This is a genomic window from Streptomyces sp. RK9 (genome assembly GCF_045070545.1).
GTDB classification, from domain to species: Bacteria; Actinomycetota; Actinomycetes; order Streptomycetales; family Streptomycetaceae; genus Streptomyces; species Streptomyces alboflavus.
In genome coordinates this window covers 466,377-489,378 of record NZ_CP173704.1, presented here as the reverse complement: position 1 = coordinate 489,378, position 23,002 = coordinate 466,377, and the positions used below count along the sequence as shown (strand labels likewise).

Below are 23,002 nucleotides of genomic sequence, written 5' to 3'. Positions count from 1 at the left end.
CGTCAGGGCGTGGCGCCGGAGGCCGTGTCGGGTGGGGCGCCAGGTGCGGCGCCGGGCGTGCCTGCGCGCTTCCTGTACCGGCCCGGCGTCACCCCGAACTCCCTGCTGAACGCGTGCGACAGCGCGTACGGCGAGCCGTAGCCCACCCGGCGCGCGATCGCGTCCAGGGGCGCCTCGCTGTCCCGCAGCAGCGCCGCCGCCCGCGTCATCCGCCACCAGCTCAGGTACGCCATCGGCGGGCGGCCCACCAGGGTCGTGAACTTGCGGGCCAAGGTGGCCCGGGAGACGCCCGCCCGGGCCGCGAGGGCCGCGTTCGTCCAGGGGTGGGCCGGGTCCCTGTGCAGCACGCGCAGGGCCGTCGCCACCGCCGGGTCGCCGAGCGCGCACGCCCAGCCCGGCGTCCCCGCCTCCGCCCGGTCGGCCAGCCACGCCCGGATCAGGTAGACGAGGAGCAGGTCCAGAAGGCCCGGTACGGCGATGTCCGTCCCGGGGCGGGTGCCCGTCGTCTCGTGCGCCAACAGGGCCAGCGCCGAGTGCAGTTCGGGGTGGCGGTCGGGGGCCGCCGGGAGGTGGACCACGTCGGGCAGCTCGGTGAGGAGGGGGTGGGCGCGGGCCCGGTCGAGGCGGTATTTGCCGCACATCAGCTCTGCGGTGGGGGTTTCCGGGGCGGGGGTGCCGGGGCTGTGGGTGCTCGGTCCGGGGGTGCCTGAGCCGGGGGCGCCCGAGCCGAAGTTGCCCGAGCCGAAGGTGCCCGAGCCGAAGACGCCCGAGCCGGGGGCGCTCGGTTCGTGTCGGCCCGACCAGCTCTCGAAGTCCACCGCCCGCCTCGCCGCCGCAGGACCCTCCGCCGCCGCGTCCGCGAGCACGTGCTCCGAGCCGTGCGGAAGCAGCACCACATCGCCCCGGCCCAGCGCGACCGGGCGGCGCCCCTCGTCGAGGAGCAGCTGACACCTGCCCGCCAGGACCACGTGGAAGCCCGCCCCTTCGTACGCGGACAGCCGGGCGCACCAACTCCCGCCCGCCCGCACCCGGTTCGCCGAGGGCTCGCCGACCCGCACCGCCGCGATCGCGTCGCTCACCACGTCCATGCGGACAGCGTACGCGGAGAGTGAGACGTCTGCGTATTCAGCTGAGGTCTTCTCGCATTGAGGCGCTCAGGAGTGGCTCTTAGTGTGAGGGCGTGGCGGTCGTTGGCCGACGCGAGGAGATGGTGGATGGAGGGCGGGGTCATGGAGCGGTTCACGCTGGGGGACGTCGAGGTGCTGCGGGTCGAGGAGCTGCGCGGGCGCTTCGGGTCCGGGCGGGTGCTCGTGCCCGACTGCCCGCCCGAGGTGTGGGACGCCCACCGGAAGTGGCTGGAGCCGGACTTCTGGGAGCCCGGGGACGACCAGGTCGTCGGCGTAGTACAGACGTGGGTGCTGCGCAGCGAGGGGCGGACGATCCTCGTCGACACGGGGGTCGGCAACGGCCGGCGGCGGCCCGGATCGCCGCACTTCGACCAGCTGGAGACGGACTACCTGGGGCGGCTCGCGGCCGTCGGCGTACGCCCCGAGGACGTGGACGTCGTCGTCAACACCCATCTGCACGGGGACCACGTCGGCTGGAACACGCGCGCGGAGGGCGACAGTTGGGTGCCCGCGTTCCCCAACGCCTCGTACCTCATGCCCGCCGCCGACCACGCGTACTTCTCGCCGGAGGGCGCCGCCGCCCGGCCCGTGCCCCGCGACGACGCCGGGCGCGCCCGCCGCGAGGAGCAGCGGAACATCTTCGCGGACAGCGTGGAGCCGGTGGTCCGGGCCGGGCAGGCCGTGCTGTGGGAGGGCGGCCACCGCATCGACGGGCACCTCGCCCTCGAACCCGCCCCCGGCCACACCCCGGGCTCCTCCGTGCTGCGGCTCGCCTCCGGCTCGGACCGGGCCGTCTTCGTGGGCGATCTGCTGCACACCCCGGTGCAGATCCTGGAGCCGGGGTGCAGCAGCTGCCTGTGCGAGGACCCGGCGGGGGCGGCCGTCAGCCGTCGGCGGGTGCTGGAACGGGCCGCTGATGAGGGGGAGTTGTTCGTGCCCGCGCACTTCGGGGGATCCGGGGTGGCTGAAGTGCGGCGAGAGGGCGGGAAGTTCGGGATTCGGGGGTGGGGGGAGCAGGGCTCGGGTGCCGGGAGCGGGCGGGGATCAGGGGTGGGGGCATAGGGCCCCTAGTGTGTTCCCCTGAGCGATCTCCGGGGGATTCCTGATGGAGCGGGGTGGGCCCGGCTGATGAGCTGGATCCATGAATCACAGCTCGCTGCGCTTACCGTCCCGTCGTCGCCCGGCCGTCCTCGGTGTGGTCCTCGGTGCCGTGTGCGCGCTCACCGCCGCCGCGCCGGGCTTCGCTGCCCCCGCCGACAAGCCGCACCGGCCGCCGCCGTCCCCGGGACACACGCGGCCCCCGGCACACGCCCCGACCCAGGCCGCCCTCGACCGGATCGTCGAGCAGGGCACGCCCGGCGTCATAGCCCAGGTCAGGGACGGGCGCCAGGTGTGGCACGGCCGCGCCGGGGTCCGCGACCTCACGACCGGGCAGCCGCGCGGCAGTGCCGAGAAGTTCCGCATCGCCAGCCTGACCAAGACCTTCACGTCCGTCGTGCTGCTCAAGCTGGAGGCCGAGGGGCGCCTGTCCCTGGACGACAGCGTCGAGAAGTGGCTGCCGGGCGTGGTGCGCGGCAAGGGGTACCGGCCGGGGGCCATCACCGTGCGGCACCTCCTGAACCACACGAGCGGGATCTTCGACTACAACATGGACGAGGGCTTCCGCGCCAAGTACGCGGGGGACGAGTTCGACAAGAACCGATACACGCGGTGGAAGCCCGCGCAGCTGGTCGACATCGCGCTCGCCCACCCGCCCAACTTCCAGCCGGAGCAGGGCAGCAGGCCCGGCGCCCCCGGTAAGTGGGACTACTCGGACACCAATTACATACTCGCCGGAATGATCATCGAGAGGGCGACGGGCGACACGTACAAGAAGGCGGTCGACCGGCTCGTCATCCACCCGCTCCGCCTGCGCGGCACCAGCGTGCCCGGCCACGCGCCCGAGCTGCCCCGGCCGCACGCGACGCACTACTCCACGCTGTTCGAGGACCCGCCGCACGCGAAGGTGCGTGACGTCACGGAGTTCAGTCCCACGGTCGCCTTCGCCGCCGGGCAGCTCATATCGACCACGGCCGACGTGAACACGTTCATGGCGGAGCTGCTGCGCGGCCGGCTCCTGCCGCCCGCCCAGCAGCGGGCCCTGCTCGCCGCGGTCCCCGTGGACGGCGACAAGGGGCACGGCGGCCCGGATGACGTCTACGGCCTCGGCATACGTCACTTCGAGCTGAAGGAGGGCTGCTGGGCCTGGGGCCACGGCGGCATGATCCCCGGCTCGGCGAGCCGCACGGTGGGCTCGGCGGACGGACGGCATGTGCTGACCATGAACCGCAACGGGGACTGGGGCGAGCAGAAGGGGGAGGACGCGGTGGTCGAGGCGGAGTTCTGCGGGCGCTGAGGGCGGGCTCCGCGGGAGCTGGGGCCGGGCTCCGCTGGGGCTGACGAGCCCCTGGGCCCTGCGGGACGCCCCGCAAGGTCGCGGGGCCGCCTACTCCGGAGGGCCGCCCAGCCCCCACGCCTCCCACATCGCCGCCGCGAACGCCGCCGCCAGCTTCCGCTCGCCGTGTTCGTTGGGATGGGTGCCGTCGTAGGTGTCGAGGTGGATGTCGTACGCGGAGGGGGGTGAGGCCAGGAGCAGGGCGGAGGCGGAGGTGTCCAGGTCGGCGACCGTCTTGCCGAGGAGTTCGTTGAAGCGGGCGACCTCGGTGGCGAAGTCGGGGTCGTCCTCGGCGCGGACGTTCGGTATGACCGGCAGGACGGCGAGGGCGACGCGCGGGTTGGCGCGGCGGGCCTCGGCGACGAAGCGGGCCACGTTCGCGGCGGTCTGCTCGGCGTTGGTGTAGAAGCCCAGGTCGATGAGGCCGAGGGAGACGAGGAGGACGTCCGCGCGGTCGGCCTTGACGGCGTCGGAGATCAGCGGGGTCAGGTGCTGCCAGCCCTCGCCCCAGCCGGCCAAGTGGCGGCGGGGGAAGTCGGGTTCGGCGTACTCGTACGACGTGGGGGCCTCGGTGGCCTTGTCGTACAAGGTCTCCCGAGGGCCGACGATCTTGAAGGGGGCGCCGTGGGTGGCGCACAGGTGGCGCCACATCCAGTAGCGCCAGGTGTGTTCCCCGGCGCTACCGATGGTCATCGAGTCGCCGACGAACATGAACCTGAGCATCCGCTCATCATCGCGGTACCGGGGGGTGTCCGGCCGCCCCGCCGCGTGTGAGGCTGAGCACGCCGCGCGACCCCGGGGCCGGGTGCGCCGCGCGGATGGCACGCTTGGGGCCATGCGCACGCTTCCGCCTGTGGTCCCCGGTGCCGTCGCCACCGCCGCCGTCGCCGTGTCCACGGCGCTCGCCCTCACGGTCCTCACCGCCCCGGCGGCCCACGCCGACGACGGCAAGGGGGGCAAGGGCGGAAAGGGAAACGACGGGTTCAGCATCAAGGACCCCCGGATCACGGAGTCCAGCGGGCTCGTCGCGTCCCGCGCGCACCCCGGGGTGTACTGGACGCACAACGACCAGGACAAGGGCGCGTTCCTGTACGCGGTGGACAGCGCCACGGGGAAGACCGTGGCCACGGTCACGATGACGGGGGTGGGCAAGCCGCGCGACATCGAGGCGATCTCGATGGGGCCCGACGGCGATCTGTACGTCGGCGACATCGGCGACAACCTCGGCGGCAAGTGGTCGTTCGTGTGGATCTACAAGCTGCCCGAGCCCAAGCAGCTCAAGGACCAGTCGATCCGCGCGAAGCAGTACGTCGTGAAGTACTCGGACGGGCCGCGTGACGCCGAGTCGATGATGGTCCACCCGAAGACCGGCCGGGTCTACATCGTGGACAAGAAGGAGGACGGCGAGGGCAGTCTCTACCAGGGCCCGCCGCCCGCGCGGATGTCCACGTCCCGGACCAACGTCTTCCAGCGCGTGGCCGACGTCGACCTGTGGGCGACCGACGGCGCCTTCTCGCCCAACGGCAAACAGCTCTCCCTGCGCGGCTACCTCGGCGGCGTCACCTACCGCTGGGAGGGCGACGGCAAGATCAAGCGCGAGGGCCGCCTGAGCGTGCCCCTCCAGCGCCAGGGCGAGTCCCTGACGTACAGCCCGGACGGCTCCCGCCTCATGTTCGGCACGGAGGGCCAGGAGAGCGACGTCGAGCCGAGGGACGTGGAGGGGGCGGGGGCGCCTGCGGGGTCGGCGGGCGGCGGCTCGGGGTCCGACAGCGACGACGGGGGTGCGTTCGGCGGCGGGTACAAGGGTGGTGCGCTCGCCATCGCCGCCGTCCTGGTGGCGGTGTTCGGGCTGAAGCGGCTGTTCGGGAAGAAGGGCGGCTAACCCGCGGACTCCCGCTCCCGGCGTTCCACCAGGACCTCCAAGCCGTCCAGGATGCGTTGGAGGCCGAATTCGAAGTGGTCGAAGTCGGAGCCGAAGGCGTCTTCTGAGAGGGCTGCGATCAGGGGGAAGTTGCCGCTTTCCATGATGCGTTCGAGGACGGGGCGCTGGGCCTCCCAGAAGGCCTCGTCGGAGAGTTGTGAGTCGGCTGCGGCCTGGGCCGCGTGGACGTGGTTGCGGGCGACGCCGGAGACGTATCCCTCGACCATGATCAGGACCGAGATCAGCTCGGGGTCGGTCAGGCCCATCGGCTTGATGTACGTGAGGACCCGCTCCAGGCCGCCGACCGCGCTCGGGCCGAGCACGGGGCGTGCCTGGTTGACCTGGAGCAGCCAGGGGTGGCGTCGGTACTGCGCCAGCGTCGCGCGGCCGTACGCCGCGACGGCCGTGCGCCAGCCGCCGTGGAAGGCCTCCTCGTCGTCGCCGGGCGCCTGCACGTGGTTGAGCATCAGGTCGAGCAGCTCGGCCTTGCCGGGGACGTAGCGGTAGAGGGACATCGTGCCCGTGCCCAGCTCCGTGGAGAGGCGGCGCATGGAGACCGCGGCGATGCCCTCGGCGTCGGCGAGCCGCACCGCCGCGGTGACGATCCGCTCCAGCGTCAGGGCCGGTTTGGGTCCGCGCGTGGGGCGCTCGCCGCCGCCCCACATCAGTTCCAGGCTGCGTGTGATGTCGCCGCTGCCGCTGGTCTCCGTCGTCGCCATGGATCTCACGATAAGCCCTTGGGCCGAAACTGAGTACGGTGTACTCTTAATTGGGTACGGTGTACTCATTGGTGGTGGCCCGTGCGGTGCGGGCGCCGGTGGCCCGGTCCGCGCGGATGCGGCACACGGATCGGGAACGGGAGTTGGAGGGGCAGTGAGCGACAGTGACTTCGGCGGGCGCGACGACGCCGGCGAGTACGCGGTCCGGGCCCGCGGCCTGGAGAAGCGGTACGGCGACAAGAAGGCCCTCGACGGCTTCGACCTGACCGTGGCCCACGGCACGGTCCACGGCTTGCTGGGGCCGAACGGCGCGGGCAAGACCACGGCGGTGCGCATCCTGTCCACGCTGATCCGGCTCGACGGCGGCAGCGCCACGGTCGGCGGCGCGGACGTCCGGCGCGAGCCCCGAGTCGTACGCGGCCGCATCGGCCTGACCGGGCAGTACGCAGCGGTCGACGAGATCCTCAGCGGGCGGCAGAACCTGGAGATGTTCGGCCGCCTCTTCCACCTCGGCGGCAAGCGGGCCGCGCGCCGCGCCCAGGAACTCCTGGAGCAGTTCGGCCTGGAGGCCGCAGCCGACAAGGGCGCGGGGACGTACAGCGGCGGCATGCGGCGCCGCCTCGACCTCGCCGCCTCGATGATCCTCGCCCCGTCCGTCCTCTTCCTGGACGAGCCGACGACCGGCCTCGACCCGCGCGGCCGCAGCGAGGTCTGGGACTCCGTGCGGGACCTGGTGGGCCGCGGCACCACCGTCCTGCTCACCACGCAGTATCTGGAGGAGGCCGACAAGCTCGCCTCCCGCATCACCGTCATCGACCAGGGCCGCGCCATCGCCGACGACACCCCCGACGGCCTCAAGGCCACCGTCGGCGGCAGCCACCTGGAAGTCGTCGTCGCCGAGCCCGCCGACCTGCCCGCAGCCGTCAGGGCCGTCGCCCGCGTCGCGGACGGCGTGCCCGAGACCGTCGACGCGGAGCGCCGCGTGCAGGCCGCGGTCAGCGATCGGGTGGGCGCGCTCACCGACGTCGCGCGCACCCTCCAGGACGAGGGGATCGCGGTCGAGGACATCGGGCTGCGGCGGCCGAGCCTCGACGACGTGTTCCTGCGGCTGACGGGGGGACGGCCCGCGGGGGAGCCGGAGGAGCAGGGGCAGCAAGGGCAGGGGCAGGCGCAGAAGTTGGACCGGACGGGAGCCGCGGCATGAGTGACGTGATGACGACGAGGACGATGAGTGGCGGGGGTTCCGGGGGCGGCCAGGCCGGCGGTCTCGCCGTCGGGGCCGAGCGCGGGCGGGCGTACTGGGCCGTCGCCGACACCCTCAACATCACCCGCCGCTATCTGACCCACTTCCAGCGCCAGCCCATCATGATCGCCTGGCAGCTCGGCTTCCCCATCATCAGCGTGCTCCTGTACGGCTTCGTCTTCGGCGAGGCCATGAAGGTGCCCGGCGGCGAGGGCGACTACAAGCAGTTCCTGATGCCCGGCATGTTCGTGATGACCATGGCCTTCGGCTTCATGAACACCGCGATGGGCGTCGTCACGGACGCCTCCAAGGGCGTCATCGACCGCTTCCGCTCCATGCCCATGGCGCCCTCCGCGGTGTCGGCCGGGCGCGGACTCTCCGACCTCGTCGTGGCCTGCGCGGAGCTGACGATCCTCGCGCTCACGGCCCTCGCGATCGGCTGGCGCCCGGGCAACGGCGTCCTCAACGCGGTGTCCGCGTTCGCCCTCCTCCTGCTCCTGCGCTTCAGCCTGATCTGGGTCGGCGTCTGGCTCGGCCTGCTCGTGCCCAGCGCGGAGGCCGCCGGCGGTCTGTACGCGGTGGCGTTCCCGCTGACGATGATCTCCAGCGTGTTCGTGGCGCCGTCCCTGATGCCGGACTGGCTGGCGCCCGTCGCCGCCTGGAACCCGGTGTCGTCCACGGGGACGGCGGCCCGCGAACTCTTCGGCAACCCCGGCGCGGGCGGGTCCAGCTGGATCGAGCAGAACGCGGTGCTCATGGCGGTGGTGTGGCCGCTGGTGCTGACGGCGGTGTTCCTGCCGATGGCTGTGCGGAGGTTCAAGCGGCTCAGTCGGTAAGGGGTGCTGCGCTCGGCGTTCGGGGGTTCGGGCGCTGAGGGTGCGGGGGTACGGGGACGGCCCGGGTGCGCTTGGTGCGTGCCCGGGCCGTTCTCGTGTGTGGAGTGCGGTGTGCGGAGTGCTGCGTGCTCGGTAGGTGGTGCGGTGCTCGGGGCTACAGCTTCTCGATCACGTAGTCCACGCACTTCGTCAGCGCGTCGACGTCCGCCGGGTCGATCGCCGGGAACATCGCCACCCGCAGCTGGTTGCGGCCCAGCTTGCGGTACGGCTCCGTGTCCACGATGCCGTTCGCGCGCAGCGCCTTGGCGACGGCCGCCGCGTCGATCTCGTCGGCGAAGTCGATCGTGCCGATGACCTGCGAGCGCTTCGCCGGGTCCGTGACGAACGGGGTCGCGTACTTCGACTCCTCCGCCCAGCCGTACAGCGTCCGCGCCGACGTCGCCGTGCGCCGCACCGACCAGTCGAGGCCGCCCTGGCCGTTGATCCAGTCCAGCTGCTCGGCGAGCAGGAACAGGGTCGCGAGGGCGGGGGTGTTGTACGTCTGGTTCTTGCGGGAGTTGTCGATGGCCGTCGGCAGGCTGAAGAACTCCGGTACGTGGCGTCCGCTCGCGTGGATCCGCTCGGCGCGCTCGATCGCCGCCGGGGAGAACGCGGCGACCCACAGGCCGCCGTCCGACGCGAAGGACTTCTGCGGCGCGAAGTAGTACACGTCGCTCTGCGCGATGTCCACGGGCAGGCCGCCCGCGCCCGACGTCGCGTCCACCAGGACCAGGGAGCCCGCGTCGGCGCCCGGGACCCGCTGGATCGGGGCCGCCACGCCGGTCGACGTCTCGTTGTGCGTGAACGCGTACACGTCCACGCCCTCTTCCGCCTCCGGGTCGGGGTGCGTGCCCGGGTCGGCCGTGATGACCGTCGGCTCCGCCAGCCACGGGGCCAGCTTCGCCGCCTTCGCGAACTTCGAGCTGAACTCGCCGAACGACAGGTGCTGCGACTTGTTCTCGATCAGGCCGTGCGTCGCCACGTCCCAGAACGCGGTCGAGCCGCCGTTGCCGAGGATCACCTCGTAGCCCTCGGGGAACTGGAACAGCTCACGCACGCCCTCGCGGACGCGGCCCACCAGGTCCTTCACCGGCGCCTGGCGGTGGGACGTGCCGAGGAGGGAGGTGCCGGTCGCGGCCAGGGCGTCGAGCGCCTCCGTCCGCACCTTGGAGGGGCCCGCGCCGAAACGGCCGTCGGCGGGCTTGATGTCAGCGGGAATCTGGATCTCAGCCACGGGGGGAGCGTAGCTGTTTCGGGACGTGGGGGGTCGGCCTCGTCCATCCCGCGAGACGTTGCCCGGTGCCGGGCGTGGGTGGTTTCCCGCGCTACCGCGCGGGTTTCTCTCCCACCCGCCCACCCGTTTCCAGTCGACCGATGGCTCTGCGCCCCCGGCCCGCCCCGCGTCGACCTCCGGTCCCGGCCGACCGGGCCTCCCGGTGCCGGGTTCGGTCGTTCGGCGTCGCCGGGGTGGGTGGGCACAGCCCCGGCCGACAGTGGCGTTGATGTTGGCGGTGACTAGGCACGCGGCGCTGGGCAACCTCTGGGGCATGGGCACTGGAAACGAGTTGGAGCAGGTACTGCGGCGCGCGGTCCGGGGAGAGGTGGACTTCTCCGTCACGGGGCGGGCGTTGAACACGATGGACGCGTCCAACTACCGGAGGGTCCCGCTGGGCGTCGTCGCCCCGCGCGACGCGGCCGACGTGGCCGCCGCCCTGGCCGCCTGCCAGGAGCACGACGTGCCGGTGGTGGCACGCGGCGGCGGGACGTCCATCGCGGGGCAGGCCACGGGCACCGGCGTGGTGCTGGACTTCACCCGGCACATGGCGGGGATCCTGGACCTCGACCCGGACGCCCGCACGGCCCGCGTGCAGCCCGGCCTCGTCCTGGACACCCTGCGGAGCGCCGCCGCCCCGCACGGGCTGACCTTCGGCCCCGACCCCTCCACCCACAGCCGCTGCACCCTCGGCGGCATGATCGGCAACAACTCCTGCGGCTCCCACTCCGTGGCCTGGGGCACGACCGCGGACAACGTGGAAGGCCTCACGGTCGTCGGTGTCGCCGACACCACGGGCGCACCGCGCCGACTTCAGCGGGGCACCTGGGACGGCGCCCCCGACGGGCTCCGCGCCCTGGTCGACGGCGACCTCGCCCTCCTCCGCACCGGCTTCCCCGACCTCCCGCGCCGCATCTCCGGCTACGCCCTCGACGCCCTCCTCCCGGAGCACGGCCCCGACCTCCCCCGCTTCTTCTGCGGCAGCGAAGGCACCCTCGGGATCCTGACGGAGGCCACCGTCCGCCTCGTCGAGGCGCCGCGCGCCCGCGCCCTCGCCGTCCTCGGCTACACCGACGAGAGCGCCGCCGCCGAGGCCGCCCCCGGCCTGCTCCCGTACCGGCCCCTCACCGTCGAGGGCATGGCCGCCGACCTCGTGCGCGACCCGCGCGGCCTGCCCAAGGGCGGCGCCTGGCTGTTCGTGGAGACGGGCGGCGGCACGGGGGCGGAAGCCAGGGCGGGCGCCGAGGACGTCGTGCGCGGCGCGGACTGCCTGGACGCCGTCGTCGTCACCGACCCCGCCCGGCAGCGCGCCCTGTGGCGGGTCCGCGAGGACGCCTCCGGCACGGCCACCCGGATGCCCGACGGCAGCGAGGCCTGGCCCGGCTGGGAGGACTGCGCCGTGCCGCCCGCCCGCCTCGGCCCCTACCTCCGCGACTTCCGCGCCCTCCTCGGCGAGCACGGCCTGCGCGGCACCCCGTACGGGCACTTCGGTGACGGGTGCATTCATGTGCGGATCGATTTCGATCTGCTCACCGATGCCGGTATCGGCCGGTTCCGGCGGTTCTCCGAAGACCTCGCCGATCTCGTCGTCGTTCATGGCGGCTCCCTCTCCGGCGAGCACGGGGACGGGCAGGCCCGCGCCGAACTCCTGCCGAAGATGTACGGGACCGGACTCGTCCGCCTCTTCGAGCGCGTCAAGGACCTCTGGGACCCCGCCGGACTCCTCAACCCCGACATGCTCGTCCGGCCCGCCCCCCTCGACACCAACCTCCGTTTCGCGCCCCTGCCCCGCGAGCCCGTCGATGTCGCCTTCGGCTACCCGCACGACGGCGGGGACTTCTCCGCCGCCGTCCGCCGGTGCGTCGGCGTCGCCAAGTGCCGTACGACGACCGCAGCGTCGGGCGGCGGCGTGATGTGCCCGTCCTTCCGCGCCACCGGCGAGGAGGAGCACTCCACGCGCGGCCGCGCCCGGCTCCTGCACGAGATGCTCGCCGGGGAGGTCGTCGAGGACGGCTGGCGCTCCACCGAGGTGCGCGACGCCCTCGACCTGTGCCTGTCCTGCAAGGGCTGCCGCTCCGACTGCCCCGTCGGCGTCGACATGGCCACGTACAAGGCCGAGTTCCTGCACCACCACTACGCGGGGCGGCGGAGGCCCGCCGCGCACTACGCCATGGGCCGCCTGCCGCGCTGGCTCCGCCTGCTCGCCGCGACCCGCACGGCCCGCGTCGCCAACCTCCTCGCCGCCGTCGGACCGCTGGCCGCCCTCGCCAAGCGGCTCGGCGGGATCGAGCCCCGGCGTGCGCTGCCCCGGGTGGCGCCGGTGACCTTCCGGCAGTGGTGGCGACGGCGTGCGCGCGGTGACATGTCCACCCAGGGCGCGGTCGGCAGCGTTGGCGCCGTTGGCACCGTTGGCACCGTTGTCCTCTGGCCCGACACCTTCACCGACCACCTCTCGCCCTCCGTCGCCCGCGCCGCCGTCCGCGTGCTCGAAGCCGCCGGGCTGACCGTCGTGCTGCCCCCGGACGGCGTGTGCTGCGGGCTCACCTACGTCTCCACGGGCCAGCTCGACCAGGCCCGCGCCGTGCAGCGCCGCACCCTGGAGCTGATGCGCCCGCTCCTCGCCGCGGGCACCCCCCTCGTCGTCCTCGAACCGAGCTGCGCCGCGGCCCTGAAGACGGACCTGGTCGAACTGGCCGCGCCGGACGAGCCGGGGGCGCGCGATCTGGCCGCTTCGGTACGTACGTTCGCGCAGGCCCTGGAGGAGTACGCCCCCGACTGGCGGCCGCCGCGCCTGGACCGGCCCGCCGTCGGCCAGACCCACTGCCACCAGCACGCCGTCCTCGGTGACGAGGCCGAACGCCGGCTGCGCGCCGCCGCGGGCCTCGACGGCGACCTCTCCGGCGGCTGCTGCGGCCTCGCCGGCAACTTCGGCTTCGAGAAGGGGCACTACGACGTGTCGGCGGCCTGCGCGGAGGAGCAGCTGCTGCCCGCCGTCCGGCAGGCACCGCCCGGCGCGGAGGTCCTCGCGGACGGCTTCTCCTGCCGCACCCAGCTCGACCAGCTGGCGGGGGTGCGGGGACGGCACCTGGCGGAGGTCCTGGCGGAGGCGCTGGACGAGGGGTGAGGGTGTACGCCCCGTCGTCCCGTTCGTAAGCTGCGAAAGGGTTTCACAATCCTGACCTAGTCCATTACCTTGGACGATGAAGTCCATGAGATTGGACTGTACGGCTGGTCGTCGTGGCGACGACGGCGGGAAAGGCTTGGCGTGAACATCTCGCGTACGGACGGGGCGGCGGCGCCCGAAGGAGTGGCTGCCGCCGAGGCACCGGTCACGGTCGGGCAGCCCGAGGTGGCCGGGGCGGCCGCCGAGGGTGCGTCCGGCGCAGGAGGCGGCCGCCGTGCCGCGCTCGGTCCCGTCGGCCTCGTCCTCGCGGGCTGCGTCTCCGTCCAGTTCGGCGGCGCCATCGCCGTCAGCCTGATGCCGCGCGCCGGAGCCCTCGGCGTGGTCACGCTGCGCCTGCTCTTCGCCGCCCTCGTGCTGCTGGTCATCTGCCGCCCCCGGCTGCGCGGGCACTCCCGGGCCGACTGGGGCACCGTCCTCGCCTTCGGCGCGACGCTGGCCGCCATGAACGGCCTCTTCTACCAGGCCGTGGACCGCATCCCGCTCGGCCCCGCGGTCACCCTCGAAGTCCTCGGCCCGCTCGCCCTGTCCGTGATCGCCTCGCGCCGCCTGGTGAACGTGGTCTGGGCCGGGCTCGCCCTGTGCGGCGTCTTCCTGCTCGGCGGGGGCGGCTTCGGCGAACTCGACCCGGTCGGCGTGGCGTTCGCGCTCGCGGCGGGGGCGATGTGGGCGGCGTACATCGTGTTCAGCGCCCGGACAGGACGCCGCTTCCCGCAGGCGGACGGCCTCGCCCTCGCGATGGCCGTGGCGGCGATCCTCGTGCTGCCCCTCGGCATCGTCGAGTCCGGCTCGAAGCTGACGGTCCCCAGCACGCTGGGCCTCGCGGCGGCCGTCGCCGTCATGTCCTCCGTCCTGCCCTACACCCTCGAACTCCTCGCCCTGCGCCGCCTGCCCGCGTCCACGTTCGCCGTGATGATGAGCCTGGAACCGGCCATCGCCGCCGTCGCGGGCTTCCTGATCCTCGACCAGGCCCTCACCCTCGTCGAGTCCCTCGCGATCACCCTGGTCATCGCGGCGAGCATGGGCGCGGTGCGGACGCAGGTCGGGCGGGGCAAGGCGAAGACGGCACCCTGACGCGCCGGGGATCCGGCCGGCGTCGCCCTGCGGGGTCCGGCCGCCGCCCCCTGCGAATCCGGCCGACGGCCGCCTCTCCCTCCCGTCACGACCCCTCCCTCCCCGTCGCGACCCCTCTCTCCCCGTCACGCCCCCCGCGCGGCCGGAAAATAACCAAGCACGCTTGCTTGTTTCTCGCGGCGCTGCCATGCTCCCTGGCACACCGCCCTGCCCGGAGGGGAGCGCACCGTGTCCGACGTCAGTGCCGTGCTCGACGACCTGCGTGCCGAGAGCGACGAACTCGACCAGCTGGTCGGGGACTTGGGAGAGGCGAGCTGGGCGCTCGACACGCCCGCGGTCGGCTGGACCATCGCCCACCAGATCGCACACCTCGCCTGGACCGACCGGGCCGCACTGCTCGCGGTGACCGACGCCGACGCGTTCGCCGCGCACGCGGCCGTCGCGCTGAAGTCGCCGGACACGTTCGTCGACGACGGTGCCCGTGAGGGGGCCGCGGTGCCCCCGGGGGAACTCCTCGCCCGGTGGCGGGCCGGGCGCGAGGCGCTGCGGGGCGCGCTGCGGGCGGCGCCCGCCGGGGCCCGCTTCCCCTGGTACGGGCCGCCCATGTCCGCCGCGTCCGTCGCGACCGCGCGGATCATGGAGACCTGGGCCCACGGCCAGGACGTCGCCGACACCCTCGGCGTCCGGCGCGCCCCCACCGACCGCCTCCGGCACGTCGCCCGCATCGGCGTCCGGGCGCGGAACTACGCGTACGCGGTACGCGGACTCACCCCGCCCGCCGAGGAGTTCCGCGTCGAACTCCGCGCACCCGGCGGCGACGTATGGACGTACGGGCCGGAAGAAGCGGCCCAGCGCGTCACCGGCCCCGCCCTCGACTTCTGCCTCCTCGCCACCCGCCGCGCCCACCGCGACGACCTGGCACTCCACGCGGAGGGCCCCGACGCCGACCAGTGGCTCACGATCGCCCAGGCGTTCGCGGGGCCGCCGGGGGAGGGGCGAGCGAGCGCGAAGGGCGCCGAGGAGGGCGGGGCGTGAGGGCCGGGGACGAGGGCCGAGCCGGACGTCGGCCCGAGGACGGCGCCGCAGACGCCCACCGTCCGGCCGGGACCCGGGAACCCCTCCGCGTGGGCAACGCCTCCGGCTTCTACGGCGACCGCCACACCGCCGTCAAGGACATGCTCACCGGCGGCCCCCTGGACGTCCTCACCGGCGACTACCTCGCCGAGCTGACCATGCTCATCCTCGGCAGGGACCGCCTGAAGGACCCGGACCGGGGGTACGCGAAGACGTTCCTGAAGCAGATGGAGGAGTGCCTGGGGGAGGCCCTCGACCGGGGCGTGCGGGTCGTCACCAACGCGGGCGGCCTCAACCCGGCCGGCCTCGCGGAGCAGCTCCGGGAGCTGGGAGAACGCCTCGGCCTGGACGTGCGCGTCGCCCACGTCGAGGGCGACGACCTCGGCCCCCGCTTCCGCGACGCCCTCACCGCCCACGCCTACCTCGGCGGCTTCGGCATCACGGAGGCGCTGCGCGCGGGCGCCGACGTCGTCGTGACCGGCCGCGTCACCGACGCCGCCCTCGTCACCGGGCCCGCCGCCGCCCACTTCGGCTGGGGCCCCGGCGACCACGACCGGCTCGCGGGCGCCGTGATCGCCGGGCACATCCTGGAGTGCGGCACCCAGGCCACCGGCGGCAACTACGCCTTCTTCGACGAGTTCGACCCGGCGACACTGCTCCGGCCCGGCTTCCCGCTGGCCGAGGTGCACGCCGACGGCTCCTGCGTCATCACCAAGCACGACGGGACGGGCGGGGTCGTCGACGTCGGCACGGTCACCGCGCAGCTCCTGTACGAGACGTCCGGCGCCCGCTACGCCGGGCCCGACGTCACCGCCCGCCTCGACACCGTCCGCCTCACCCAGGAGGGACCCGACCGCGTCCGCGTCGACGGCGTGCGGGGCGAGGCGCCGCCGCCCACCCTCAAGGCCGGGCTCACCCGCGTCGGCGGGCACCGCAACGAAGTCGTGTTCGTCCTCACCGGCCTCGACGTCGACGCGAAGGCCGCCCTCGTGCGCGCCCAGATCGAGGACTCCCTCGACCGCGCCAAGTCCCGCCCCGCCGAGGTGCGCTGGGAGCTGGCCCGCACCGACCGCGCCGACGCGGACACGGAGGAGACCGCCAGCGCCCTGCTGCGGCTCGTCGTGCGCGACCGGGACGCGGACGTCGTGGGCCGCGCCCTCAGCGGCGCCGCGATCGAGCTGGCCCTCGGCAGCTACCCCGGCTTCCACGTCACCGCCCCGCCCGGCAGGGGCACCCCGTACGGCGTGTTCGAGGCGGTGCGCGTCGACGCGGCCTCCGTACGGCAGGTGGCGGTGACACCGGACGGGCTGCGCGTGGACATCCCGGCGGCCACGGCGGGCGGGACGCGGGAACTGGCCGACGTCGAACCGCCGGAGCTGCCCGAGCCGTTGACGTACGAAAGGACCCGGCGGCTGCCCCTCGGGACCGTCGCCGGAGCCCGGAGCGGCGACAAGGGCGGGGACGCCAACGTCGGCGTGTGGGTGCGTACGGACGACGCCTGGCGGTGGCTCGCCCACCACCTGACCGTCGAGAAGTTCCAGAGCCTGATCCCGGAGAGCCGCGAGCTGAAGGTGACCCGGCACGTGCTCCCCAACCTGCGCGCCCTCAACTTCCACGTCGAGGGCATCCTCGGCGCCGGAGTCGCCTCACAGGCCCGCTTCGACCCGCAGGCCAAGGGCCTCGGCGAGTGGCTGCGCGCCCGCCACCTCGACATCCCGGAGGTACTGCTGTGACCGTGCTCGCGTCCGCGCTCGACCCGGCGAGCCCCGAGTACGCCGACCACCGCGCCGCCATGCTCGCCAAGCTGGCCGAACTCGACGCCGAGCAGGCCAAGGCCCTCGACGGGGGCGGCGAGAAGTACGTCGAGCGCCACCGCGACCGGGGCAAGCTGCTCGCGCGGGAACGCATCGAGCTGCTGCTCGACCCGGACACGCCGTTCCTGGAGCTGTCGCCGCTCGCGGCCTGGGGCAGCGAGTACCCGGTCGGGGCGTCCATGGTGACCGGCATCGGGGTCGTCGAGGGCGTGGAGTGCCTGATCACCGCCAACGACCCGACGGTACGCGGCGGCGCCAGCAACCCCTGGACGCTGAAGAAGGCGTTCCGCGCGCACGAGATCGGGCACGCCAACCGGCTGCCGTCCATCCACCTGGTGGAGTCCGGGGGCGCCGACCTGCCGTCGCAGAAGGAGATCTTCATCCCGGGCGGCGCCCTCTTCAAGCACCTCACGCAGTCGTCGGCCGCCGGGATCCCGACGATCGCCGTGGTCTTCGGCAACTCCACCGCGGGCGGCGCCTACGTCCCCGGCATGTGCGACCACGTGATCATGGTCAAGGAGCGCGCGAAGGTGTTCCTCGGCGGGCCGCCGCTGGTGAGGATGGCGACCGGCGAGGAGAGCGACGACGAGTCGCTGGGCGGCGCCGAGATGCACGCCCGCACCTCCGGCCTCGCCGACTACCTCGCCGAGGACGAGCACGACGCGCTCCGCCGGACCCGCCGCGTCGTCGCCCGCCTCAACTGGCGCAAGGCGCACGCCGACCCGGCCGCCCCCGCCGAGCCGCCCAAGTACGACGCCGACGAACTCCTCGGCGTCGTCCCCGGCGACCTGCGCACCCCCTTCGACCCGCGCGAGGTCATCGCGCGCGTCGTCGACGGCTCCGACTTCGACGAGTTCAAGCCCCTGTACGGGACGAGCCTGGTGACGGGCTGGGCGCGCCTGCACGGCTACCCGGTCGGTGTCCTCGCCAACGCGCAGGGCGTGCTGTTCTCCGCGGAGTCGCAGAAGGCCGCCCAGTTCATCCAGCTCGCCAACCAGCGCGACATCCCGCTGCTGTTCCTGCACAACACCACCGGCTACATGGTCGGCAAGGAGTACGAGCAGGGCGGCATCATCAAGCACGGCGCCATGATGATCAACGCGGTGTCGAACTCGAAGGTCCCGCACCTGTCCGTCCTCATGGGCGCCTCCTACGGCGCCGGGCACTACGGCATGTGCGGGCGCGCCTACGACCCCCGGTTCCTGTTCGCCTGGCCCAGCGCCAAGTCCGCCGTCATGGGCCCGCAGCAGCTCGCGGGCGTCCTGTCGATCGTGGCGCGGCAGTCGGCGGCGGCCAAGGGCAAGCCGTACGACGACGAAGCGGACGCGGCCCTGCGGGCGATGGTGGAGCAGCAGATCGAGTCCGAGTCGCTGCCGATGTTCCTGTCGGGGCGTCTTTACGACGACGGCGTGATCGACCCGCGCGACACCCGCACCGTCCTCGGCATCTGTCTGTCCGCGCTCCACACGGCCCCCGTCGAGGGCGCGCGCGGCGGCTTTGGCGTCTTCAGGATGTGAGGAAAGGTGACGGAATCACCCATGATCTCCAAGCTGTTGGTCGCCAACCGGGGCGAGATCGCCTGCCGCGTGTTCCGTACGTGCCGTGCGCTCGGCATCGCCACGGTCGCCGTGCACTCCGACGCCGACGCGGACGCGCCGCACGTGCGCGAGGCGGACGAGGCGGTACGCCTGCCGGGGTCGGCGCCGTCCGAGACGTATCTGCGCGGCGAGCTGATCGTGAAGGCCGCGCAGGCGGCGGGCGCCGACGCGGTCCACCCCGGCTACGGCTTCCTGTCGGAGAACGCCTCCTTCGCGCGGGCCGTCGCCGACGCGGGCCTGGTGTGGATCGGACCGCCGCCTCAGGCCATCGAGGCGATGGCGTCCAAGACGCGCGCCAAGGAGCTGATGGGCCTGGTGCCGCTCGCCGTGGACGCGGTCACGGAGGCCGACCTGCCGGTGCTCGTGAAGGCGGCCGCGGGCGGTGGCGGGCGCGGCATGCGGGTCGTACGGGAACTGGACGCCCTGAAGGGCGAGTTGGAGGCCGCGCGGGCCGAGGCGGCGAGCGCCTTCGGGGACGGCGAGGTGTTCGTCGAGCCGTACGTCGAGGGCGGGCGGCACGTCGAGGTGCAGGTCATGGCCGACGCGCACGGGACGGTGTGGGCGCTCGGGACGCGCGACTGCACGCTCCAGCGCCGCCACCAGAAGGTCATCGAGGAGGCCCCGGCACCCGGGCTCACCGACGCGCAGGTGCGCGACCTGCACGAGGTGGCGGTGCGGGCCGCCCGCGCCACCGACTACCGGGGCGCGGGCACCGTCGAGTTCCTGCTCGCCGCCGACGGCGGCGCGCACTTCCTGGAGATGAACACCCGCCTCCAGGTCGAACACCCCGTCACGGAGGCCGTGTTCGGCCTCGACCTCGTCGCGCTGCAGATCCGGATCGCCGAGGGCGAGCCGCTGCCGGGCCCGCACCCACCGGCCGCGCACGGACACGCCGTCGAGGCCCGCCTGTACGCGGAGGACCCGGCGGCCGGCTGGGCCCCGCAGACCGGCACCCTGCACCGCGTCGCCGTGCCCGACGGGGTCCGCCTGGACTCCGGCTACGCGGACGGCGACACCGTCGGCGTGCACTACGACGCGATGCTGGCGAAGGTCGTCGCCCACGCGCCGACCCGCGCCGAGGCCCTGCGCAAGCTGGCGGGCGCCCTGGACCGGACCGTGGTCCACGGCCCCGTCACCAACCGCGATCTCCTCGTGCGCTCCCTGCGGCACCCGGAGTTCACGGCGGCCCGCATGGACACCTCGTTCTACGACCGGCACCTGTCCGGCCTCGCCGAGCCCGCCGCGGGCCCCGACGTCCGGTACGCGCCCCTCGCCGCCGCCCTCGCCGACGCCTGCGGCCGCTCCCGCTTCGGCGGCTGGCGCAACCTCCGCTCGCAGCCCCAGGTCAAGCGCTACCGGACCGTGGCCGACGGCATCGAGCACGAGGTCAGGTACACGCACTCGCGAGGCGGCCCGGTCGCCGACGGCGTGCGCGTGGTGCGGGCCGCGCCCGACGCCGTCGTGCTCGAAGTGAACGGCGTGCGGCGGGAGTTCACCGTGACGTCCTACGGCGGCGGGCGCGTGTACGTCGGGAACGTGGCCCTCGACGCCCTGTCGCTCCTTCCCGAGCCCACCGTGCGGCAGGAGCCGGGCTCGCTGCTCGCACCGATGCCGGGCACCGTCCTGCGGGTCGCGGAGGGCCTGGTGGAGGGCGCGCGGGTCGAGGCGGGGCAGCCGGTGGTGTGGCTGGAGGCGATGAAGATGGAGCACCGCGTGGTGGCCCCCGCCGCGGGCGTCCTCGCCGCGCTGCACGCCGTACCGGGGCGGCAGGTCGAGGTGGGCGCGCTGCTCGCGGTGGTCCAGGAGGACGCGTAGCCGACGGCGGCCCGCCCGGGCGTACGGCCGCGGCGGTGCAGGAAGACGTACAGCTCACTGTGGTCAAGGAAGACGTACAGGAGGAAGAACTGTGAACGCTCCCGTGCTCGAAACCGAGGAACACCAGGCGCTGCGCGCGGCCGTCGCGGCGCTCGGCAAGCGCTACGGCCGCACCTACATGACCCGCGTCGTGCGGGAGGAAGGGCACCCCGACGAGCTGTGGGCGGACGCCGCCAAGCTCGGCTACCTGGGGGTGAACCTGCCCGAGGAGTACGGCGGCGGGGGCGGCGGCATCGCCGAACTCTCCATTGTCCTGGAGGAGTTGGGGGCGGCAGGCAGCCCGCTCCTGATGATGGTGGTGTCCCCGGCGATCTGCGGCACGGTGATCGCCCGCTTCGGCACCGAGGCACAGAAACAGACCTGGCTGCCGGGGCTCGCCGACGGCAGCCGCACGATGGCGTTCGGCATCACCGAGCCCGACGCGGGCTCCAACTCGCACCGCATCACCACCACCGCCCGCAGGGACGGCGACGACTGGATCCTGACCGGCCGCAAGGTCTTCATCTCCGGTGTGGACATCGCCGACGCGACCCTGATCGTCGGCCGCACCGAGGACGCCCGCACCGGCAAGCTGAAGCCCTGCCTGTTCATCGTGGAGCGCGACGCGCCGGGCTTCGCCCGCCATCGCATCGACATGGAACTCCAGGCCCCGGAGAAGCAGTTCGAGCTGGTTCTCGACGAGGTGCGGCTGCCCGCCGACGCGCTCGTCGGTGACGAGGACGCCGGGCTGCTCCAGCTCTTCGCCGGGCTCAACCCGGAGCGGATCATGACGGCCGCGTTCTCCGTCGGCATGGCGCGCTTCGCGCTCGCACAGGCCGTCGCGTACGCCAGGGAACGCAGCGTGTGGAAGTCCCCGATCGGCGCCCACCAGGCCATCGCGCACCCCCTCGCCCAGTCCCACATCGAGATCGAACTGGCCCGCCTGATGATGCAGAAGGCCGCCAGGCTCTACGACGACGGGGACGACCTGGGTGCGGGCGAGGCCGCGAACATGGCGAAGTTCGCGGCGGCGGACGCCTGTGTGAAGGCCGTCGACCAGGCCGTGCACACCCTCGGCGGGAACGGCCTGACCAAGGAGTTCGGGCTCGCCTCCCTGATCGTGGCGTCCCGGGTCGCGCGGATCGCCCCGGTCAGCCGGGAGATGATCCTGAACTTCGTGTCCCACCAGAGCCTCGGCCTGCCCAAGTCGTACTAGGGAGTTCTGATGGAGTTCCGGACAGCTTCGGTCCTGGTCTCGGCTCCCGACCGGGGCATCGTCACGCTCACCCTGGACTCGCCCGCCAACCGCAACGCGCTCTCGGCGGCGCTGGTGGCCGAACTGGCGGGTGCCCTGGCCGAGTCGGGCGCGGACGAAGACGTCCGCGCGGTCGTGCTCACCCACACCGGCAACACCTTCTGCGCGGGCGCCGACCTGCGTGAACCGCCGGACCCCGGGGCGTTCGTGGCGCTGCTCCGCCAACTCGTGGAGCTGCCCAAGCCGGTCGTCGCGCGGGTGCGCGGGCACGTCAGGGCCGGTGGGCTCGGGCTGCTCGGGGCCTGCGACATCGTGGTGGCGGGAGGACCGGACGTGTCGTTCGCGCTCACCGAGGTGCACATCGGGGTCGTGCCGGCGGTGATCTCCCTGACGCTCCTGCCCCGCCTGGACGCCCGGGCGGCGAGCCGCTACTACCTCACCGGCGAGCGCTTCGGCGGGGCGGAGGCGGCCCGGATCGGCCTGGTCACGGCGTACGCGGGCGCCGACGACGGGGTCGGCGTGGTCCTGGAGCCCGTGCTCGAAGGGCTGCGCAAGGCCGCTCCGGGGGCGTTGGCCGACGCGAAGAAGCTCGTCACGGCTAGGGTTCTTGACGCATTCGACAAGGAAGCGGACGCCCTCGTGGCCCTCTCCGCCCACCGCTTCGGCTCCGCCGAGGCCAAGGAGGGGATGGAGGCGTTCCTGGAACGACGGGAGCGTTCATGGGCGCTGTGACCGAGGAGAGCCGATGGGCGCCGTGAACCGAGGAGCGCCGGTGGGCGCCGCGGCCGAGGACGACCGCGCGCCCAAGCAGGACCGCAGCCGGGTCACCCGGCAGCGGCTCCTGGAGGCGGCCGTGGCCTGCCTGGCCGAGCACGGCTGGGCGGGCTCGACGGTGTCCGTGGTGGCGGAGCGGGCCGGGGTCTCGCGCGGCGCCGCCCAGCACCACTTCCGCACCCGCGAGGAACTCTTCACGGCCGCCGTCGAGTACGTCGCCGAGGAGCGGTCGGCCGCGCTGCGCGGGCTCTTCCCCGAGGGGGCCGCCGCCGGGGCCGACCGGACCGCCGTGGTCGCGGCCCTGGTCGACCTCTACACCGGCCCGCTGTTCCGGGCCGCCCTGCAGCTGTGGGTCGCCGCCTCCAATGAGCCCCAACTCGGCCCGAGAGTCGCCGAGTTGGAGGCCCGTGTCGGTCGGGAGACGCATCGCATCGCGGTGGAGCTGCTCGGCGCCGACGAGAGTGTGCCGGGGGTGCGCGAGACCGTGCAGGGCCTTCTCGACATGGCCCGTGGGCTCGGCCTCGCGAACCTCCTCACGGACGACGGGGCCCGTCGGAAGCGGGTGGTGGGGGAGTGGGGGCGGTTGGTGGAGGATGCGCTGCGCTGAGCAGTCCCCAACCCCGCCCCTTCCCGAAACCGGGGCTCCGCCCCGGACCCCGAATCGGCGCTTCGCGCCTCGTCCTCAATCGCCGGACGGGCTCTATATAGCCCCTCCGGCGTTTGAGGAGCGGGGGTCTGGGGGCGGAGCCCCCAGTTACGGGAAGGGGTGGGATCGGGGAGCCCCCG

General features: G+C 73.6%; 18 protein-coding genes. 14 read left to right on the top strand and 4 right to left on the bottom strand.

Features of this window, described 5'->3' with window-relative positions:
* Positions 1-2: 2 nt before the first annotated feature.
* Positions 3-1,088: an AraC family transcriptional regulator gene (locus AB6L24_RS22235; RefSeq protein WP_405657678.1), complete on the bottom strand. Its 1,086-nt coding sequence runs from the start codon at positions 1,086-1,088 to the stop codon at positions 3-5.
* A 126-nt stretch (positions 1,089-1,214) separates the two neighbouring features.
* On the opposite strand from AB6L24_RS22235, the gene AB6L24_RS22230 reads away from it, so the two are divergent.
* Positions 1,215-2,189 carry an MBL fold metallo-hydrolase gene (locus tag AB6L24_RS22230; protein WP_405657677.1) on the top strand — a complete coding sequence of 325 codons (975 nt, stop codon included), beginning with the start codon at positions 1,215-1,217 and terminating at the stop codon, positions 2,187-2,189.
* Between the two features lie 79 nt (positions 2,190-2,268).
* Positions 2,269-3,522: a serine hydrolase domain-containing protein gene (locus tag AB6L24_RS22225; RefSeq protein ID WP_405657676.1), complete on the top strand. Its 1,254-nt coding sequence runs from the start codon at positions 2,269-2,271 to the stop codon at positions 3,520-3,522.
* 90 nt (positions 3,523-3,612) lie between these two features.
* Here AB6L24_RS22225 and AB6L24_RS22220 read toward each other — a convergent pair whose 3' ends face one another.
* Positions 3,613-4,284, bottom strand: coding sequence for a GDSL-type esterase/lipase family protein (locus AB6L24_RS22220; RefSeq protein WP_405657675.1), 672 nt, complete (start codon positions 4,282-4,284; stop codon positions 3,613-3,615).
* Positions 4,285-4,396: 112 nt separating this feature from the next.
* Between AB6L24_RS22220 and AB6L24_RS22215 the strand changes: the two genes are divergently transcribed.
* On the top strand, positions 4,397-5,443 hold the full coding sequence (locus AB6L24_RS22215) for a WD40 repeat domain-containing protein (protein WP_405657674.1): 1,047 nt from the start codon (positions 4,397-4,399) through the stop codon (positions 5,441-5,443).
* Here the strand turns inward: AB6L24_RS22215 and AB6L24_RS22210 are convergent.
* Positions 5,440-6,201 carry a TetR/AcrR family transcriptional regulator gene (locus AB6L24_RS22210; RefSeq protein WP_405657673.1) on the bottom strand — a complete coding sequence of 254 codons (762 nt, stop codon included), beginning with the start codon at positions 6,199-6,201 and terminating at the stop codon, positions 5,440-5,442. The genes AB6L24_RS22215 and AB6L24_RS22210 overlap by 4 nt on opposite strands.
* A 154-nt stretch (positions 6,202-6,355) precedes the next feature.
* Here AB6L24_RS22210 and AB6L24_RS22205 point away from each other — a divergent pair, with 154 nt between their 5' ends.
* Together AB6L24_RS22205 and AB6L24_RS22200 are read left to right on the top strand one after the other, a co-directional pair.
* On the top strand, positions 6,356-7,405 hold the full coding sequence (locus AB6L24_RS22205; RefSeq protein ID WP_405657672.1) for an ATP-binding cassette domain-containing protein: 1,050 nt from the start codon (positions 6,356-6,358) through the stop codon (positions 7,403-7,405).
* Positions 7,406-7,428: 23 nt separating this feature from the next.
* Positions 7,429-8,280 carry an ABC transporter permease gene (locus AB6L24_RS22200; protein ID WP_380846762.1) on the top strand — a complete coding sequence of 284 codons (852 nt, stop codon included), beginning with the start codon at positions 7,429-7,431 and terminating at the stop codon, positions 8,278-8,280.
* A gap of 154 nt (positions 8,281-8,434) precedes the next feature.
* Here AB6L24_RS22200 and serC read toward each other — a convergent pair whose 3' ends face one another.
* Positions 8,435-9,553 carry a phosphoserine transaminase gene (serC, locus tag AB6L24_RS22195; protein WP_405657670.1) on the bottom strand — a complete coding sequence of 373 codons (1,119 nt, stop codon included), beginning with the start codon at positions 9,551-9,553 and terminating at the stop codon, positions 8,435-8,437.
* A 313-nt stretch (positions 9,554-9,866) separates the two neighbouring features.
* On the opposite strand from serC, the gene AB6L24_RS22190 reads away from it, so the two are divergent.
* The 9 genes from AB6L24_RS22190 (at position 9,867) to AB6L24_RS22150 (ending at position 22,823) form a co-directional block, all read left to right on the top strand.
* Entirely contained in the window at positions 9,867-12,716 is a 2,850-nt protein-coding gene (locus AB6L24_RS22190; RefSeq protein ID WP_405657669.1) for an FAD-binding and (Fe-S)-binding domain-containing protein, read from the top strand.
* A 225-nt stretch (positions 12,717-12,941) separates the two neighbouring features.
* Complete coding sequence (locus AB6L24_RS22185) at positions 12,942-13,847, top strand: EamA family transporter (RefSeq protein ID WP_405663238.1); 906 nt, start codon at positions 12,942-12,944, stop codon at positions 13,845-13,847.
* Positions 13,848-14,075: 228 nt separating this feature from the next.
* Positions 14,076-14,882 (top strand): TIGR03084 family metal-binding protein, encoded by an 807-nt coding sequence (locus tag AB6L24_RS22180; RefSeq protein ID WP_405657668.1) that lies wholly within the window; start codon positions 14,076-14,078, stop codon positions 14,880-14,882.
* A gap of 89 nt (positions 14,883-14,971) precedes the next feature.
* Entirely contained in the window at positions 14,972-16,654 is a 1,683-nt protein-coding gene (locus tag AB6L24_RS22175) for an acyclic terpene utilization AtuA family protein (protein WP_405663235.1), read from the top strand.
* Entirely contained in the window at positions 16,651-18,252 is a 1,602-nt protein-coding gene (locus AB6L24_RS22170; protein ID WP_405657667.1) for an acyl-CoA carboxylase subunit beta, read from the top strand. The genes AB6L24_RS22175 and AB6L24_RS22170 overlap by 4 nt, the downstream gene beginning before the upstream one ends.
* 21 nt (positions 18,253-18,273) lie before the next feature.
* A complete protein-coding gene (locus tag AB6L24_RS22165) occupies positions 18,274-20,148 on the top strand; it encodes a biotin carboxylase N-terminal domain-containing protein (protein ID WP_405657665.1) in 1,875 nt (624 codons plus the stop codon).
* Between the two features lie 91 nt (positions 20,149-20,239).
* A complete protein-coding gene (locus AB6L24_RS22160; RefSeq protein ID WP_405657664.1) occupies positions 20,240-21,403 on the top strand; it encodes an acyl-CoA dehydrogenase family protein in 1,164 nt (387 codons plus the stop codon).
* A 9-nt stretch (positions 21,404-21,412) separates the two neighbouring features.
* Complete coding sequence (locus AB6L24_RS22155; RefSeq protein ID WP_405657663.1) at positions 21,413-22,174, top strand: enoyl-CoA hydratase family protein; 762 nt, start codon at positions 21,413-21,415, stop codon at positions 22,172-22,174.
* Between the two features lie 13 nt (positions 22,175-22,187).
* Entirely contained in the window at positions 22,188-22,823 is a 636-nt protein-coding gene (locus AB6L24_RS22150) for a TetR/AcrR family transcriptional regulator (protein ID WP_405657662.1), read from the top strand.
* Positions 22,824-23,002 lie beyond the last annotated feature (179 nt).

Coding starts and splice junctions, on each gene's coding strand:
- AB6L24_RS22165 (WP_405657665.1), top strand. CDS start 18,274: ATGATCTCCAAGCTGTTGGTCGCCAACCGGGGCGAGATCGCCTGCCGC.
- AB6L24_RS22220 (WP_405657675.1), bottom strand. CDS start 4,284: ATGCTCAGGTTCATGTTCGTCGGCGACTCGATGACCATCGGTAGCGCC.
- AB6L24_RS22150 (WP_405657662.1), top strand. CDS start 22,188: ATGGGCGCCGTGAACCGAGGAGCGCCGGTGGGCGCCGCGGCCGAGGAC.
- AB6L24_RS22225 (WP_405657676.1), top strand. CDS start 2,269: ATGAATCACAGCTCGCTGCGCTTACCGTCCCGTCGTCGCCCGGCCGTC.
- AB6L24_RS22235 (WP_405657678.1), bottom strand. CDS start 1,088: ATGGACGTGGTGAGCGACGCGATCGCGGCGGTGCGGGTCGGCGAGCCC.
- AB6L24_RS22190 (WP_405657669.1), top strand. CDS start 9,867: ATGGGCACTGGAAACGAGTTGGAGCAGGTACTGCGGCGCGCGGTCCGG.
- AB6L24_RS22155 (WP_405657663.1), top strand. CDS start 21,413: ATGGAGTTCCGGACAGCTTCGGTCCTGGTCTCGGCTCCCGACCGGGGC.
- AB6L24_RS22210 (WP_405657673.1), bottom strand. CDS start 6,201: ATGGCGACGACGGAGACCAGCGGCAGCGGCGACATCACACGCAGCCTG.
- AB6L24_RS22230 (WP_405657677.1), top strand. CDS start 1,215: ATGGAGGGCGGGGTCATGGAGCGGTTCACGCTGGGGGACGTCGAGGTG.
- AB6L24_RS22215 (WP_405657674.1), top strand. CDS start 4,397: ATGCGCACGCTTCCGCCTGTGGTCCCCGGTGCCGTCGCCACCGCCGCC.
- AB6L24_RS22200 (WP_380846762.1), top strand. CDS start 7,429: ATGAGTGGCGGGGGTTCCGGGGGCGGCCAGGCCGGCGGTCTCGCCGTC.